The organism is Mucilaginibacter auburnensis (assembly GCF_002797815.1).
Lineage (GTDB): Bacteria > Bacteroidota > Bacteroidia > Sphingobacteriales > Sphingobacteriaceae > Mucilaginibacter > Mucilaginibacter auburnensis.
In genome coordinates this window covers 243,498-257,925 of record NZ_PGFJ01000001.1, presented here as the reverse complement: position 1 = coordinate 257,925, position 14,428 = coordinate 243,498, and the positions used below count along the sequence as shown (strand labels likewise).

Below are 14,428 nucleotides of genomic sequence, written 5' to 3'. Positions count from 1 at the left end.
TTCCAACAAAAAACAAACGAAAAAACGATGATTACAATAGGTCAAAAATTTCCTGCTTTTTCAAAAACAGCTGTTGTTAGCTTAGAGAAAGGTAAAGAGTTTGAAACATTAACTTCAGACTACCTAGTTAACGATGATAACGTATGGACAGTTATGTTCTGGTGGCCAAAAGACTTTACTTTTGTTTGCCCTACAGAGATTGCTGAATTTAACAAAAACTATGGTGAATTCCGCGACCGTGAAACCCGTTTAATTGGTGCTTCAACCGATTCAGAATTTGTTCACGCTGCATGGAGAACGCATCATGATGATCTGCGCGATCTTAAATTCCCAATGTTGGCTGATACTTCAAAATCATTAGCAGAGGAGTTAGGCATCTTAGAACCAAACGAAAAGATTGCTTACCGCGCTACGTTCATTATTGATCCTACCGGCATTGTACGTTGGGTTTGCGTTAACGATTTGAGCGTTGGCCGTAATGTTAAAGAAGTTTTGCGCGTGTTAGACGGTTTGCAAACCGATGAGCTTTGCCCTTGCAACTGGGAAAAAGGCCAGGAAACTTTAACAGTATAATTTCAATATAATAGTATCCCCGGTGCAAATAGTTTCGGGGATATTTTTTATATCTTGAAAAACATAAGTAATTGATATTCAATTTTATATGAACGAAACTACCGAAACAATAAGCGAGTTGTTACAAACGTTAGGGTTAGATAACAGCTACCGCAACGCCAGTTTAAGCTTGCTTGAAAAAGGTGAATCGCGTTATGTGCGCGATTTGAAACTTAATTTTACCAGCACGCTAACATCGGCTCATTTAACCGAGAAAGAGTGCGCGTTGCTCGGACTATCAACAGCAGTTAATAACAATAACACGCCCCTGATAAATTTTTATACCGCTACTGCGGAAAAAAATGGCGCAACTGCTGAAGAAATTGCAGAAGCTGTAGGCTGCGCATCACTGCTGGCCTCAAACAATGTGTTTTACCGTTTCAGGCACTTTACTCAAAAAGAAAAATATAGCCAGATACCTGCGCGCATACGCATGCAGTTAATGATGAAGCCTGTAACCGGTAAGGAGTTTTTTGAGCTGATGAGTTTAACAATTTCTGCAGTTAATGGCTGCGAAATGTGTGTTAACGCGCACGAAGATTCATTAATTAAGTTAGGCACTACCGAAGAACGCATTTTTGATGCTGTACGTATTGGCTCGCTGGTAACCTCGTTCGGAAAAGTAATATTTTAATAGCTTTTATTTGCGCTAACGCCTGTTGAATATAAACTTTTTATATTTGACAGGCGTTTGTATTATAACGCATCCCTAATATTTACCTGATTATGGCCGAAAAAAAGATAGCGATACTTTATGTAGACGACGAAGAGAACAACCTGTTTTCGTTTAAATCTGTATTCAGGATCAAATATCAGGTGTACACTGCGCTAAGCGGTGAAGAAGCGCTCAAAATAATGGCCGAAAAGCCGATCGAGATCATTATTACAGACCAGCGTATGCCCAATATGACTGGTGTTGAGTTTTTGGAGCAGGTAATTGGAAAATTTCCTGACCCTATGCGCATACTTCTTACCGGTTACACTGATATGAACGCGGTTGTTGACGCGGTTAATAAAGGAAAGATATTTCACTATCTTACTAAACCGTGGAACGAGCAGGAACTTGATGATACAATTGCTCAGGCTTATGCTATTTACCTGCAAAAACAAAAACTAAAAGAGGAGAATGAGCAGTTGGGAACTTCTAATGATCAGTTAGAGTTTTTGCTGAGGCAAAGACTGCTGTCATAAATTCATTAAGGGATTACGATCCCTTTTTCGGCTATCATGCGGGTTATCACACTTGTAAGGTCTGTTGCTGATAGCGGCTTGCACAGCACACCTTTTACACTTTTGTATGATCTGAAGCGCGCGTTATCTGTTCTATCAACAGACGATGTCAGGGCTACAATATAATACTTGTCTTGTACTTTTGGGTCAAGTGTTTCAAAGGCCTCTAAAAAGTCATAGCCGTTCATTACCGGCATATACATATCAAGCAAAACAAGTGTAGCCACATCTGCACTTAATAGTTCACTTTCACTTTTTATAAATTCAAATGCAGACCGCGCCTCGTAAAAGCTTTTAACCTCAAAGTGTTTACCCGCCTGGCCAATCATTCTTTTGGCTATGAACTGATCAAGTTCGGTATCGTCAATCACTATAAAAGAGAGGTTCATTGTAATTATTTATTTAGTAGGGATAGTTACCTTAAATGTGGTGCCTTTGTTAAGTGCAGAGTTTACTTCAATGTTGCCATTTAACTTCAACAAAGCGCTTTTAACGTTATACAAGCCAAAGCCCGAACCTGCCTGTTGCGAACTTGCACGATAAAAAAGTGTAAAAATTTCGCTTATGTGGCTGCCTAAAATACCAATGCCGGTATCTTTCACCTCTATTTGGGCCACTCCTCTGAAAACCAGTATGGTCAATTCAACCTTTTTTTCGTCACTGCCCTTGTCCTGGTATTTAAACGCGTTAGAAAGCAGGTTGTTCAATACTAACTTTAATGGTCCAATATCGCTTCTAAAAGGCTCTCTTTGATCAACCGTTATATTAAAATCAACACTGCCCGTACCGGCCATTACTTTAAAAACATCCCTCAGCTCATCTGCCAGCTGGTTAAAGTCAACGTCAGTAATGCGAAGTTCTCCACGTTGTAAACTATAGTAATCATGCATAGAGATGATGTAGTTGTCCAGCTTTTTAAGAGACTTTTCCATAAGGAAAAGCATCTCTTTCATCTCATTAATGTCATGTATTTCCCTTGCAGCGTTAATGGCGCCTAAAACGCCGGATAATGGTCCGCGTATATCGTGACTCACACTGTAAGCAAACTTGTCCAGCTCGGCATAAGCTTTACGCAGCTCTTCATTTTTGATGGTGAGTACTGAATTAGCCTGATAAAACTTGTTAGCCTCATCAATTGCGGAAATTACTTCCGCTGCATCCCATGGTTTTCTGATAAACCTGAATATGTTGCCGCGGTTAATAGCATCAATAACAGACTCAACATCGGTATAAGCCGTAATAAGTATGCGGATAGGAGCAGGAAAAGCAATTCGTATTTCTTCAAAAAATTCCACACCTGTTTTGCCGGGCATTCGTTGGTCGCAAAATACTATCCTGATGTCGGGGTGTTGTGAAAGATAGTCTAACGCTCCCTGTACGTTAACAGCAGTAAAAACCTGATAGTCCAACCTAAATGTGGCTTTAAAGCCCGTCAAGTTATCTATCTCGTCGTCGAGGTACAGTATTTTTATCTTCTCTGCCATAGGTAGAAACAGGGATTAAAAGCAGCAATTGCTTTTGTTGCAATAGTGCTTATGTATTTTATATGAAAATTAATTCCCGTATAAACTTATCTTAAATAAACAGCGTCTTCTTGCCCTTCCTCATCAAGAACAACATCAATATGCTGCTTTATAATAGTTGATAACGCAATACCTGCGTAGTCGGTATTTACAGGAAAGTTTTTGTGGTTGCGATCAACCAATACAACAGTGCGCAGCTTTTTTAATGGAGCATCTAAAAAAACGCCAAAGCCATAGGCTAATGATTTTCCGCTGTTCAATACGTCATCAACCAAAATAACAACTTTGTTATTGCACTCTTCCAGCTCGAAATCAATTTTTGCATCCAGGCTGCTGCTTAAACGATCAATTTCAATACTAACCAGTTTGCTTTTAAAAGGAGCAATCTCATCTAAAACATTTTTGATGCGTTTAGCTAAGTGGCCACCACGTGGAAGCATACCAGCCAACAACACTTCTTCTTCATCAAAATTGTCTTCCAGTATTTGATAAGCAATACGGTCAATTTTTTGCTGAATTTGTTGTTTATTGAGTATTAACAGGTTTTTACTTGCAGATTCCATTATTGGCAGAATTGTATGAGTGACTATATCTGTTTTGCAGAAGTTAACGTCAGCGTAAATATAGGGGCAACTTTACAACAATTCAAACTTTTAAGTTGGTAAAGCTGCTGTTATTTTATGTATGGATAGTATACAAAGTTTGCTCCTTCGGGTACCACCACAAACACGCACATATAATCTTTAGGGCTTTTGTAACTGGTAATAAAGCGTTCTTTAAGCTCGGGTTTTATAACGCCGCGCTCAACAAACTCTTCTAATGTTGAGGCATGTATGGTCCACTCGGCATTCAGTTCATGGCGGTCTAAAATCACCTCACCCAGTTTTAGTTCATGCTGATGTGCAACAAAAATGGGATATTTTGACAGCCCCTCTACTATTATTTCAACAGCAACTTCGTGTAGTGCGTCGTTAAACTCTTTTAGGTCACGCTCTAAACTTATCAGCGGACTTGGTGCCGCTTTTTTCTGCTGCTGACCGGCACCTTCATTAAGCAAATCTTCCGGATTCATCTTTCTTACTCTTGCTTTTTAATTCTTAATAAAACCACGTTTTCCACGTGCTGCGTATGTGGGAACATATCAACCGGCTGTATGGTAACTACGTCGTATTTTTCCTTTAGCACCAACAGATCACGTGCTTGAGTGGCCACATTACAGCTTACATAAACAACAGTTGGCGCCTCAATTTTCATCAAACGGGCTACAACATCTGCATGCATACCTGCACGCGGTGGGTCGGTAATGATAACATCCGGCTTGCCATGCTCGGCTACAAAATTTGCCGAGAGCACGTCTTTCATGTCGCCTGCGTAAAATTTGGTGTTGGCAATATTGTTAATGGCGCTGTTAATTTTGGCATCTTCAATTGCATCCGGTACGTACTCTACACCAACTACCTCTTTTACCGAACCTGCAACAAAGTTAGCAATGGTGCCCGCGCCGGTATACAGGTCATAAACCAGGTCATCGGCTTTAAGTTGTGCAAGGTCGCGCGTTATCTCATACAAGCGCAATGCCTGCGCCGAGTTGGTTTGATAAAATGATTTTGGCCCAATGCGAAACTTAATGCCATTCATCTCCTCGTAGATAAAATCCCGTCCTTTCCACACGTTTACTTCCTGGTCAAAAATGGTATCGTTCTTTTTATGGTTCAAAATGTACAGCAACGATGTGATCTGCGGAAACTCGGCCTCAACAAAACTCATCAATTTATTTACCTGCTCGTCATCGGCGTAAGCAAAAACCACTATTACCATTAACTCACCTGTTGATGAGGTACGGATAATCAGGTTACGCAGGTTACCTTCGTGGTTACGCAGATCATAATAGCTATATCCATTAGCGCGGGCAAAGCTGTCAATGCTGTTGCGGACGCTGTTTGACGGATCGGCTTGCAGGTAGCAGTGTCTAACATCTAAAATCTTGTCAAAACGGCCCGGAATGTGAAAACCCAGCGCATTCATGTTAAGGTCGGCATCTTCGCGGTTCTCGCCGTCATACAGCCAGCGCTTGTTACTGAAGGTAAACTCCAGTTTATTGCGATAGTATCTATCTTCTGGCGATGCTACAATAGGCAGCATGCCGCTTACGTCAATTTTTGCCAAACGACCAAGTGCCTCTGCAACTGTTTTTTGTTTGAACTGCAGCTGCGCATCATAGGTCATGTGTTGCCATTTGCAACCGCCGCATGTGCCAAAGTGTTCACAAAATGCCTGCACGCGGTGAGCGCTTGGCTGCTTTAAAGCTATAATTTTAGCTTCGCCGAAGTTTTTTTTGCTGCGATATACCTGCACGTCGGCCACATCGCCGGGTACAGCTTTTTCAACAAATAATACAAAATCATCGGCCTTACCAACTCCTTTGCCTTCTTCGGCAATGTCAATAATGCTTACATTCTCAAACGTTTGGTTTTTTGCTCCTTTACCTCTGCTCATTGCAGCAAAGGTAAGCAAATGAGCGGATGTGTAAATGAGCTGATGTGCAGATATGCTTGTTGTATTTGAGTTTTCAAGTGAATATGTGGCATTGTCTTTACATATTGGCTTAAAATTTTAACTTAGCAAGTAATAAAAAGCCAATTATATCTGCTCTCTGTGAAATTAAAATTATATAGTAAAACCACCCTTATTCTAATTGTATTTATTGCATTAACGCAAGTTAAGTTGTATGCGCAAAGCCTCAGTTTTGGCGAACCTATTGATCTAACGTTAGCAGCTGCAACAGACAAGGCTATTGATATTACCAATTATAAGGGAGGTTTTTTTACAGCATGGAAAGAGGCCGGACCTACAGGAAAAATAAATTTACGTTACCTGGGCAGGCAATATGCCAAAATAGCTTCACAGCATGATGAACCGGTGAAGGATGCCGAAACTGCCTTTGCGCCAATGTTTAGTAAAGCAGGGGGCAGGCTATATCTTACCTGGATAGCGCCTGATGGCACATTTAAATATATTATAAACGCTACCGATACCAGTTTTGCTACACAAAAAGTGTACACGGCAGATCTGAATGCTAAGTTAACGGCTGGTGCTACGTCTGTAGCTTTGGGTAAACGCTTAATGATAGTGAGCCATGGTATGGCAAAACACCAAATGGTTTACGCGCTATTTAACATTAATGCTGATGGAACTCTGGGTAAAACATCAGTAAAAGCAATACCAGATGTAAAAAGTGCCGATTATCCTTTTTTAGTGTCATTGTCTGCATCAAGCGCGCGTATTACTTACAAAGGATACAAAGAAAACAAAGCGTATTACATGGATTATCAGGCGGACAGTGACACCTGGCTTCCAGCAAGTAACTTCGCCCGCTCCAACTCAACACCAGCCATTTATCACGTTTTTGATGCCGATAGGCTGTTTTATATATGGAAAGGTGCTAAAGATAACCACCTGTATTATGCTACAAGTAAGAAAGATGGGTCGCTTACCGCGACTATTGCTTTGTCAGATGATTTTACAACGGCGGTTTCCGTATCAATCGCAACGGTTGATGATAAAAAATTCATTCTGGCTTTTGTTGGCCTGGATAAAAAAATACGCCTGAGTTATTTTACCAGCTATGACCCTGCATCATGGATAGAAGATGTTTTCTTCCCTGATAAAATGCATTATACTTTGAAGGATATCGTAATTCCAGGCTCGCACGATGCCGGAATGTCTGTACTCACGGCTACGGGTGGTCAGCAAAAAGGCACTATCAATGAGTGCAATACCCTTACCCAGATACAAAACATAAAAATGCAGCTAAACCAGGGGATAAGAATGTTTGATCTGCGTATTGGCGATTTTAATAAAGAATTGTATACCAAACATAGCTCGTCAGACTGTATGGCCGATGCCGTTGGTGGTGGTTATGGCGAAAAGTTTGATGACGTTTTAACGGGCATGAAAGACTTTTTGCAAACCAACAAGAAAGAATTTGTGCTGCTAACCTTCAGCCACTTTTGTGAGAAGGAAGCATCCATGAAACGCGTGGCAGCTTATATGATAGATAAACTCGGAAAAGACCAGGTTTACGTGATTAACAAACCCCTTCATCAAACTGCATTGGCCAATGTGGCAGGCAAAGTTATTATCACTTTTGAAGGCTATACGCAAGCTGACAAGTTGGTTGATAATTGTACAATTGACCAGAGCTCTAATGCTTTTATCAACTTCAGGCGAGCTTACGCCGCCACCAATGTGCTTAATAAAATGCTGCAGGCTGAACAAAACTTTTTTAAAGGAATGAGCGCTGGCGTTAACAACAATGACATGATCCGGCTGGATTGGCAATTAACACAAGCTGCTGATGAGGCGGCACTGATCTGCAATGATTTTCAGGATGAGCGTGTTAGTCCTATCATTAACGGAGCTATACTACTTACCAACATGATCCGTAAAAACAAAAGCATTCGTGATCTGGCGCTTTATGGCAATAAATCGCTCCCGCTTAAAGTAAAGGAGTGGGTAGCGGATGGAACCATTAACAACAAAAACAAGCCTAATATTTTGTATGTAGATATGGCCGGCGCCTGGATAACTGATTATTGTGTTGAGCTGAACAAAAGCGCTGTATACAGCAAATAGATCCTTACCTTATGATTGAACGTTTACTGCTGTTTATTTTCCTTATTCTTTCCCTTAATGCATCCGCTCAGGATACTCATTACTGGTCGTCAAACTTTTCGGCGGGCAGTTTTGTAATGCCCGGAGGCGTGGTTGCCAATAACCGAGATAGCGGCGTGGTTTTTTACAACCCTGCACTGTTGGCTTATTCTTTGAAAAACTCCGCATCCATCAGCGGCAACTTATACCAATGGCAACTGATAAAAATTGCTAACGGTACCGGCACGGGTAAAGATCTGCGTTCGGTGTATGCCAACATTATCCCGGTAATGGGATCGGGCACGCTGCATTTAAATGTGGGTAAGGCCTTTACTATTGGTTACGCTTTTTTACATGATCCGCAAATAAACTATCAGTCGCATCAGCAAGGTAATTCTGATGTAGATATCATCAGTCAGAATGAGAGTCCGGGCAAGGAAAGTTTTTTAGGGCAGTACGCGGTTCAAAATAAAGCCAGTTATACATCAGCATTGTTAAGTGTGGGCTTTAAAATTTCGGATAAGGTTGCCCTTGGTTTCACAGGCGAATCGGGGTTACGGCATTATTTTTACCAGGCATATTACAGTAGCCGAGCCTTCAGAAACACGTCAACCGGAAATTATCCGGCATACATTAGCGCACACGATTCTTACCAGGCCGATTATTACCACCTTAATATGCGCTTTAAAATTGGTCTGTCATATGATGAAGGGAAAAACCATGTGGGTTTGTTACTAACTACACCTTCTATGCGTTTGTACGGCAAGGGTACTATCCTTAGCGACGTTGAATTAAACAATATCCAACCCTCTTTTTTACCGGAACCGGTAAACCTGCTCGCCAATGCCCGTCAAACCAATCTTTCAGCTACATGGAAAATGCCTGTAAGCGTAGCGCTGGGTTATGCCCGCGACTTTAACAACAATAAAGGACAAGTTAATTTTACAACCGAGTATTTTAAAAACGTTCCGTTATACAACATCCTGACTGCTACCAATGATTACTTTGCACGAGGGGGCGCTATCAGCGCGTTGTATTCACCTCAGTTGCTTAACCTTACCGATGCACGTCGTGCTGTAATAAACTTTGGGGTAGGTGTTAGCTATTTGTTAAAGCCCAATGTAACGGGATATGCCTCTGTACGGACAGACTTTAGTTACGCCAGTGAAGCGCTTAATAAAGATAACGTAGGTTATCAATACAATACCACTAACTGGAACAACATTCGCTGGCAATTAGGTACCAACGTAAAAAAGCGGAAGTTTAACTTACGTACCGGATTTATGTTTGCTTACGGTTCAACCAATAACTACCAACAATCCATTAACTTTGATTCGCCGAGTGAGGAGAATATTTTAGAAGGCGAATTGGGCAAAACACACGCCCACCATTTTTCAATGGGCTTGTTGTTTGCTTACATTTACAACTTTTAGCCTTCCGCATTCGTTGTTGTTTTGAAAATAATACTATGAAAAAAACTGTTGTTATTGATGTGGTGGGCCTGTCAAAATCTGTAATTGGCGAGCATACCCCATTCTTAAAAAAATATATAGCCGAAAGGCACATTACCACCATAGAACCGGTATTGCCTGCTGTTACTACCGCTGTTCAGTCAACTTATCTTACCGGTAAATGGCCAGTTGATACAGGAATTGTAGGTAACGGCTGGTTTGACCGTGAAGATTCTGAAGTGAAGTTCTGGAAGCAATCTAACAAGTTGGTTAACGGTGAAAAAATATGGGACAAAGCCAAAAAGCAAGACCCTGCATTTACCAGTGCCAATATGTTTTGGTGGTACAATATGTATTCAACGGCTGATTTTTCGGTAACGCCAAGGCCACAGTACCTTGCCGATGGCCGAAAAATGCCCGATTGTTATTCGCAGCCGGCTGAGTTGCGTGATGTTTTGCAGGAAAAACTGGGCCAGTTTCCACTATTCCAGTTTTGGGGACCGGGGGCTAACATCAAATCAACACAATGGATAGCCGATGCAAGTATGTTGAACGATGATATGAATAACCCAACATTCACGGTTATTTATCTTCCACATTTAGACTATTGCCTGCAAAAATTTGGTCCGGACTTTTCAAAAATCAGTACTGAGTTAGGCGAGATAGATAAAGTGATTGAACAACTCGTAACCTTCTACCAAAAGAAAAATGCTGAGATCATTATTTTGTCTGAATACGGCATAGCGCCGGTAAGTAACCCCATACATCTTAATCGACTGTTGCGTAAAGAGGGGCTGATACAGGTTAGGGTAGAGCGGGGGTTGGAGTTGTTGGATGCAGCAGCGTCAAAAGCAGTTGCCATTGCCGACCACCAGATAGCTCATATTTACATCAATGATCAATCTGTAACCGAAAAAGTAAAAGCTTTGCTAAAAGGCGTTAAAGGCATTGAGTTAATATTAGATAGAGCAGGGCAAAAGCAATATCATATCGACCACGAACGCGCAGGCGATATTGTTGTAGTAGCCGATAAGGACAGTTGGTTTACTTACTACTTCTGGTTAGATGACGCGGTTGCGCCCGACTATGCCCGATGCGTCGATATCCACAAAAAACCCGGTTATGATCCGGTTGAAATGTTCATGACATCTAAAGCACGCGCAGGTTATAAATTATTGCGTAAACTGGCGGGATTCAGGTATGTAATGGATGTTATTCCGCTTGATGCTACGCTTATAAAAGGCTCCCACGGGCGAACCAATATTGATGATGCTTATAAAGCGGTTTTAATAACCGGGCAATCGCAGGGTGAAGGCAGCATCCAGCCTACTGCAATTTTCGACGTGATGTGGAATCATCTTAACCTGTAGTTCGCTGCGGCACTTCACCAATAGTGCCTGATATGATCAGCCCATTAAAAATTCGATCGCTCAATATATAATGATTGTTTGCAGGATACTGCAAACAATCTTACCTACGTTAAAGTTATGGGAACGATAACCAATCAAGTTGCTCTGTAAAAGCTATTTTGATGTATATTAGCATTTGTAACTGATCATTTTTATACCCCTAAAGGTGCCCAAGGTGCTATTGTTTTTATGACTTTGATACATGCCGATGCAAATAGTTTTGAAAACCAACTACAGCGCTTCAAGAAAATAATTGACAGTGCCGGCCTCGGCACCTGGGAGTACAATCTGCAAACCGGCCAACTCATTTATAATAGTCATTGGGCAGCTACATTGGGTTATACACTTGATGAAATTTCGCCTCCCACTCAACAGTTCTGGCTTTCTGTATTACATCCTGATGATGAACCGCGTGTGAGTAAGCATATGCGTGCACACTTGGATGGCGAAGTGGATTACTATGAGTTGGAGGTTAGATATAGACACAAAAACGGAAGTTGGGTTTGGGTGATTGATAAAGGAAGTATAGCAACTTTTACGTCTGATGGGCAGCCAGAGTGGATAATGGGCTCCATACGCGATATTACGGAACGTAAAAATAATGAGCTACTTTTAATTCACTACAAAGACCTTTTACAAACCACCAAAGAAGTTGCACAAATTGGCACCTGGGAAATTGACCTGGTAAACCGCAAAGTGCATTGGAGCGCTATTGCCAAGAAAATATTTGAGGTAGGCCCTGATTATGTGCCACTTTGCGAAAATCTGATTGAGTTTCATCCGGAAGGACATAGCCGGCAATTGATCAGGGCTAAGTTAGACAACCTGATCGCTAATGCCGAGGCCTTTGACGTAGAGTTACAAGTGCTTACTGCTGCAAATAACAATAAATGGGTAAGGATAGTTGCGGCGCCGGTTATTGAGAACCATAAATGTGTACGCATTTATGGTTTGGTGCAGGATATTGATGAAAAAGCGGTAACCCTAAACAGACTGGCTTTGGAGGAGGAACAATTCAGGCTAACGTTTGAATTTGCACCCAATGGAGTTGCGTTGGTGAGTCCGGAAGGGCGATGGTTGCGCATTAACAAAAACTTTTGCCAGTTGCTTGGCTATAGCGAAGATGAGTTGCGTGTAACTGATTTTCAGCACCTGACACATCCGGATGACCTTCAAGCTGACCTGGCCTTGGTGGCATCGGTTTTAAGAGGAGAACGGGATGGCTTTACAATGGAGAAAAGGTATATCCATAAAAATGGAAACATAATTTATGCCCTTCTGGCTGTTGCACTGGTAAAAAGCAAAAATGGCGATCCGCTCTACTTTATATCTCAGGTTAACGATATCACGCAATTAAAAACGCTTGAATTTGCACTAAAAGAGTCTGTAGACAAAATGAAAAGTATTCAAAACGCCTCAACCAGGGTAGGTGTTGTGGAAACCGATCTTAACGGACTCATACGCGTGTTTAATACAGGTGCCGAAAACCTGTTGGGCTATACGTCACAAGAAGTTGTTGACCTGCACAGCCCGCTATTATTTCATAACAAGACCGAGATTGCGGAGCGAAAGAGCCATTTAGCTCAATTATACAGCAGACCTATTATTGGTTTAGAAGCATTAGTAATTAACCTTAAAACCAATGCTTTTGAAACGCAGGAATGGAATTTGGTTCGTAAAGACGGATCTGAATTTGCGGTACAAACAACTGTAACTCCTGTGAAAAATGCAGATAACGATGTTGTTGGTTATCTTTTCATATTTTTTGACATAACCCTGTTGAAAGATGCAGAGCAAGAAGTAAAGACATTGCTTGATGTAACACGCGAACAAAACAATCGTCTGCTTAACTTCGCACATATCGTATCACATAATTTGCGTTCGCATTCGGGTAATATTGGCATGGTGCTGGAGTTGATGCAGGAAGAAACACCGGAAAGTACACAAAACGAGTTTTACCCGCTATTGCAAAAGGCATCTAACAACTTAACCGATACTATTGCACACCTCAATGAAATAGTACTTATGAGTACCGGAGTTGAAAAAAGTATGGTTTTTCTGAACCTGGCTGAGTATGTTGACCGCGCATTGCTGAACATTCAGGCAATTATTTTGGAAAACAACGCGGTGGTAAAAAACGAGGTTGAAAAAGAAGTATTTGTACGTGCAGTGCCGGCCTACCTTGAAAGCATTATACTTAATTTGCTCACAAATGCCCTCAAATATAAATCCCCGTTCAGGTCACCAATAATCAACATTAGCGCCATTGCTGACGATACCCATGTAAGTATTGTTGTTAAAGACAATGGCAGCGGCATTGACCTTAAATTACATGGTAATAAACTATTCGGCATGTATAAAACATTTCATGGTAACCGCGATGCGAGGGGTATAGGATTATTCATTACCAAAAACCAGGTAGAAGCCATGGGCGGAAGCATTGAGGTAGCCAGCAAGATCAACGTTGGAACGGTGTTCACCATTTATCTTCAAAAACAAAAATAACTTAGTTGTAAGCTGCCTTACGGTTCGGTCTGTCAATGGCATGCTGAGTGTACAAAGTACGCTCATTAGTTTTATGACCTAAAATAGCTTTTTATACCCTATGTTATCGATTGCAAAAGCGGTTTTTATACCAAATTCAATATATTTTTGTATTTGAAATAAAATTTTTTTTCGTCAAAAAGTGCCTTCACGCTATCAGAAAAACGTTTTAGTGAAATTAATTGCACAAACTCATGATTTATTGACATAAAGATTGTTACATATTAACAAAATACATGTTACTTTTGCTACCCATACAGTTATGAAAACCACCTCATCTCAGCTTAAAGTTCTTGCAATTGACATAGGCGGGTCCCATGTTAAAGCCACCGTTTTGGATAAAAATGGCCAAATGCTGAGCGATTATATCAAAACTGATACCCCTTCACCGGCCAACCCTGAAAGCGTGATGAAAGCCATTAAGGAACTGACCAAAGAACTAACGTATGATCGTGTTTCTGTTGGTTTTCCGGGCTACGTGCGCGATGGTGTGGTAGGGACGGCTCCAAATCTGGACAATAAAGCATGGGCGGGGTATGACTTTGCTTCCAAACTTTCCGAAGAGTTGAAGGTGCCGGCTAAAGTAGTTAATGATGCCGACATGCAGGGATTGGGCATTGCTTCGGGCAAAGGCCTTGAACTGGTAATTACTCTCGGTACAGGCTTAGGTAGCGCGTTGCTGCTTGACGGGGTTTTGTTACCTCACCTGGAAATGGCACACCACCCTATAACTAAAACCAAAGATTATGACCAGTACATGGGCGACCGTGAGTTGGAAAAAATTGGTAAAAAGAAGTGGAACCAGCGTATGGAACGAGTGTTTCAAGTGCTAAAAACCGTATTCAATTACGATCATTTATACATAGGCGGGGGTAATTCCCGTTTATTGACCATGAAGCTGGATGACAACATGACCGTTGTATCCAACAAAGATGGTATTAAAGGCGGCGCAAGGCTTTGGACAAATGAGGCCAAAACCAAGTCATCAAAAAAGTAAATCACCTGA

At 41.3% G+C, this 14,428-nt stretch carries 13 protein-coding genes; 8 read left to right on the top strand and 5 right to left on the bottom strand.

The genetic code is table 11. The annotated features are described in order from the left end of the window. Positions 1–27: 27 nt before the first annotated feature. From CLV57_RS01165 to CLV57_RS01155, 3 genes are all read left to right on the top strand, one after another. On the top strand, positions 28–573 hold the full coding sequence (locus CLV57_RS01165; protein WP_100339537.1) for a peroxiredoxin: 546 nt from the start codon (positions 28–30) through the stop codon (positions 571–573). 88 nt (positions 574–661) lie between these two features. After that, positions 662–1,246, top strand: coding sequence for a carboxymuconolactone decarboxylase family protein (locus CLV57_RS01160; protein WP_100339536.1), 585 nt, complete (start codon positions 662–664; stop codon positions 1,244–1,246). A 92-nt stretch (positions 1,247–1,338) separates the two neighbouring features. Further along, positions 1,339–1,803, top strand: a complete 465-nt coding sequence (locus tag CLV57_RS01155) for a response regulator (protein WP_100339535.1) — start codon at positions 1,339–1,341, stop codon at positions 1,801–1,803. Positions 1,804–1,808: 5 nt separating this feature from the next. On the opposite strand, the gene CLV57_RS01150 is transcribed toward CLV57_RS01155, so the two are convergent. From CLV57_RS01150 to rlmD, 5 genes are all read right to left on the bottom strand, one after another. After that, on the bottom strand, positions 1,809–2,231 hold the full coding sequence (locus CLV57_RS01150) for a response regulator (RefSeq protein WP_100339534.1): 423 nt from the start codon (positions 2,229–2,231) through the stop codon (positions 1,809–1,811). Positions 2,232–2,240: 9 nt separating this feature from the next. After that, a complete protein-coding gene (locus tag CLV57_RS01145) occupies positions 2,241–3,326 on the bottom strand; it encodes a hybrid sensor histidine kinase/response regulator (protein WP_100339533.1) in 1,086 nt (361 codons plus the stop codon). An 86-nt stretch (positions 3,327–3,412) separates the two neighbouring features. After that, positions 3,413–3,928 carry a phosphoribosyltransferase family protein gene (locus tag CLV57_RS01140; RefSeq protein ID WP_100339532.1) on the bottom strand — a complete coding sequence of 172 codons (516 nt, stop codon included), beginning with the start codon at positions 3,926–3,928 and terminating at the stop codon, positions 3,413–3,415. 110 nt (positions 3,929–4,038) lie between these two features. Beyond that, entirely contained in the window at positions 4,039–4,437 is a 399-nt protein-coding gene (locus CLV57_RS01135; RefSeq protein WP_100339531.1) for a hypothetical protein, read from the bottom strand. A 5-nt stretch (positions 4,438–4,442) separates the two neighbouring features. Next, complete coding sequence (gene rlmD / locus CLV57_RS01130) at positions 4,443–5,861, bottom strand: 23S rRNA (uracil(1939)-C(5))-methyltransferase RlmD (protein WP_100339530.1); 1,419 nt, start codon at positions 5,859–5,861, stop codon at positions 4,443–4,445. A gap of 159 nt (positions 5,862–6,020) precedes the next feature. Between rlmD and CLV57_RS01125 the strand changes: the two genes are divergently transcribed. From CLV57_RS01125 to CLV57_RS01105, 5 genes are all read left to right on the top strand, one after another. Continuing rightward, positions 6,021–8,000 carry a PI-PLC domain-containing protein gene (locus CLV57_RS01125; RefSeq protein WP_100339529.1) on the top strand — a complete coding sequence of 660 codons (1,980 nt, stop codon included), beginning with the start codon at positions 6,021–6,023 and terminating at the stop codon, positions 7,998–8,000. A gap of 11 nt (positions 8,001–8,011) precedes the next feature. Further along, positions 8,012–9,451, top strand: a complete 1,440-nt coding sequence (locus tag CLV57_RS01120) for a hypothetical protein (protein WP_100339528.1) — start codon at positions 8,012–8,014, stop codon at positions 9,449–9,451. A gap of 35 nt (positions 9,452–9,486) precedes the next feature. Then, complete coding sequence (locus tag CLV57_RS01115) at positions 9,487–10,839, top strand: alkaline phosphatase family protein (RefSeq protein WP_100339527.1); 1,353 nt, start codon at positions 9,487–9,489, stop codon at positions 10,837–10,839. Positions 10,840–11,067: 228 nt separating this feature from the next. Beyond that, positions 11,068–13,383 carry a sensor histidine kinase gene (locus CLV57_RS01110; protein WP_100339526.1) on the top strand — a complete coding sequence of 772 codons (2,316 nt, stop codon included), beginning with the start codon at positions 11,068–11,070 and terminating at the stop codon, positions 13,381–13,383. Between the two features lie 301 nt (positions 13,384–13,684). Further along, positions 13,685–14,419, top strand: a complete 735-nt coding sequence (locus tag CLV57_RS01105) for an ROK family protein (RefSeq protein WP_100339525.1) — start codon at positions 13,685–13,687, stop codon at positions 14,417–14,419. Positions 14,420–14,428 lie beyond the last annotated feature (9 nt).

Bases quoted from the DNA above. Each gene is read 5' to 3' on its own strand.
- CLV57_RS01105 (WP_100339525.1), top strand. From the start codon at position 13,685: ATGAAAACCACCTCATCTCAGCTTAAAGTTCTTGCAATTGACATAGGC.
- CLV57_RS01160 (WP_100339536.1), top strand. From the start codon at position 662: ATGAACGAAACTACCGAAACAATAAGCGAGTTGTTACAAACGTTAGGG.
- CLV57_RS01150 (WP_100339534.1), bottom strand. From the start codon at position 2,231: ATGAACCTCTCTTTTATAGTGATTGACGATACCGAACTTGATCAGTTC.
- CLV57_RS01110 (WP_100339526.1), top strand. From the start codon at position 11,068: ATGACTTTGATACATGCCGATGCAAATAGTTTTGAAAACCAACTACAG.
- CLV57_RS01120 (WP_100339528.1), top strand. From the start codon at position 8,012: ATGATTGAACGTTTACTGCTGTTTATTTTCCTTATTCTTTCCCTTAAT.
- CLV57_RS01135 (WP_100339531.1), bottom strand. From the start codon at position 4,437: ATGAATCCGGAAGATTTGCTTAATGAAGGTGCCGGTCAGCAGCAGAAA.
- rlmD (WP_100339530.1), bottom strand. From the start codon at position 5,861: ATGAGCAGAGGTAAAGGAGCAAAAAACCAAACGTTTGAGAATGTAAGC.
- CLV57_RS01145 (WP_100339533.1), bottom strand. From the start codon at position 3,326: ATGGCAGAGAAGATAAAAATACTGTACCTCGACGACGAGATAGATAAC.
- CLV57_RS01165 (WP_100339537.1), top strand. From the start codon at position 28: ATGATTACAATAGGTCAAAAATTTCCTGCTTTTTCAAAAACAGCTGTT.
- CLV57_RS01155 (WP_100339535.1), top strand. From the start codon at position 1,339: ATGGCCGAAAAAAAGATAGCGATACTTTATGTAGACGACGAAGAGAAC.
- CLV57_RS01115 (WP_100339527.1), top strand. From the start codon at position 9,487: ATGAAAAAAACTGTTGTTATTGATGTGGTGGGCCTGTCAAAATCTGTA.
- CLV57_RS01140 (WP_100339532.1), bottom strand. From the start codon at position 3,928: ATGGAATCTGCAAGTAAAAACCTGTTAATACTCAATAAACAACAAATT.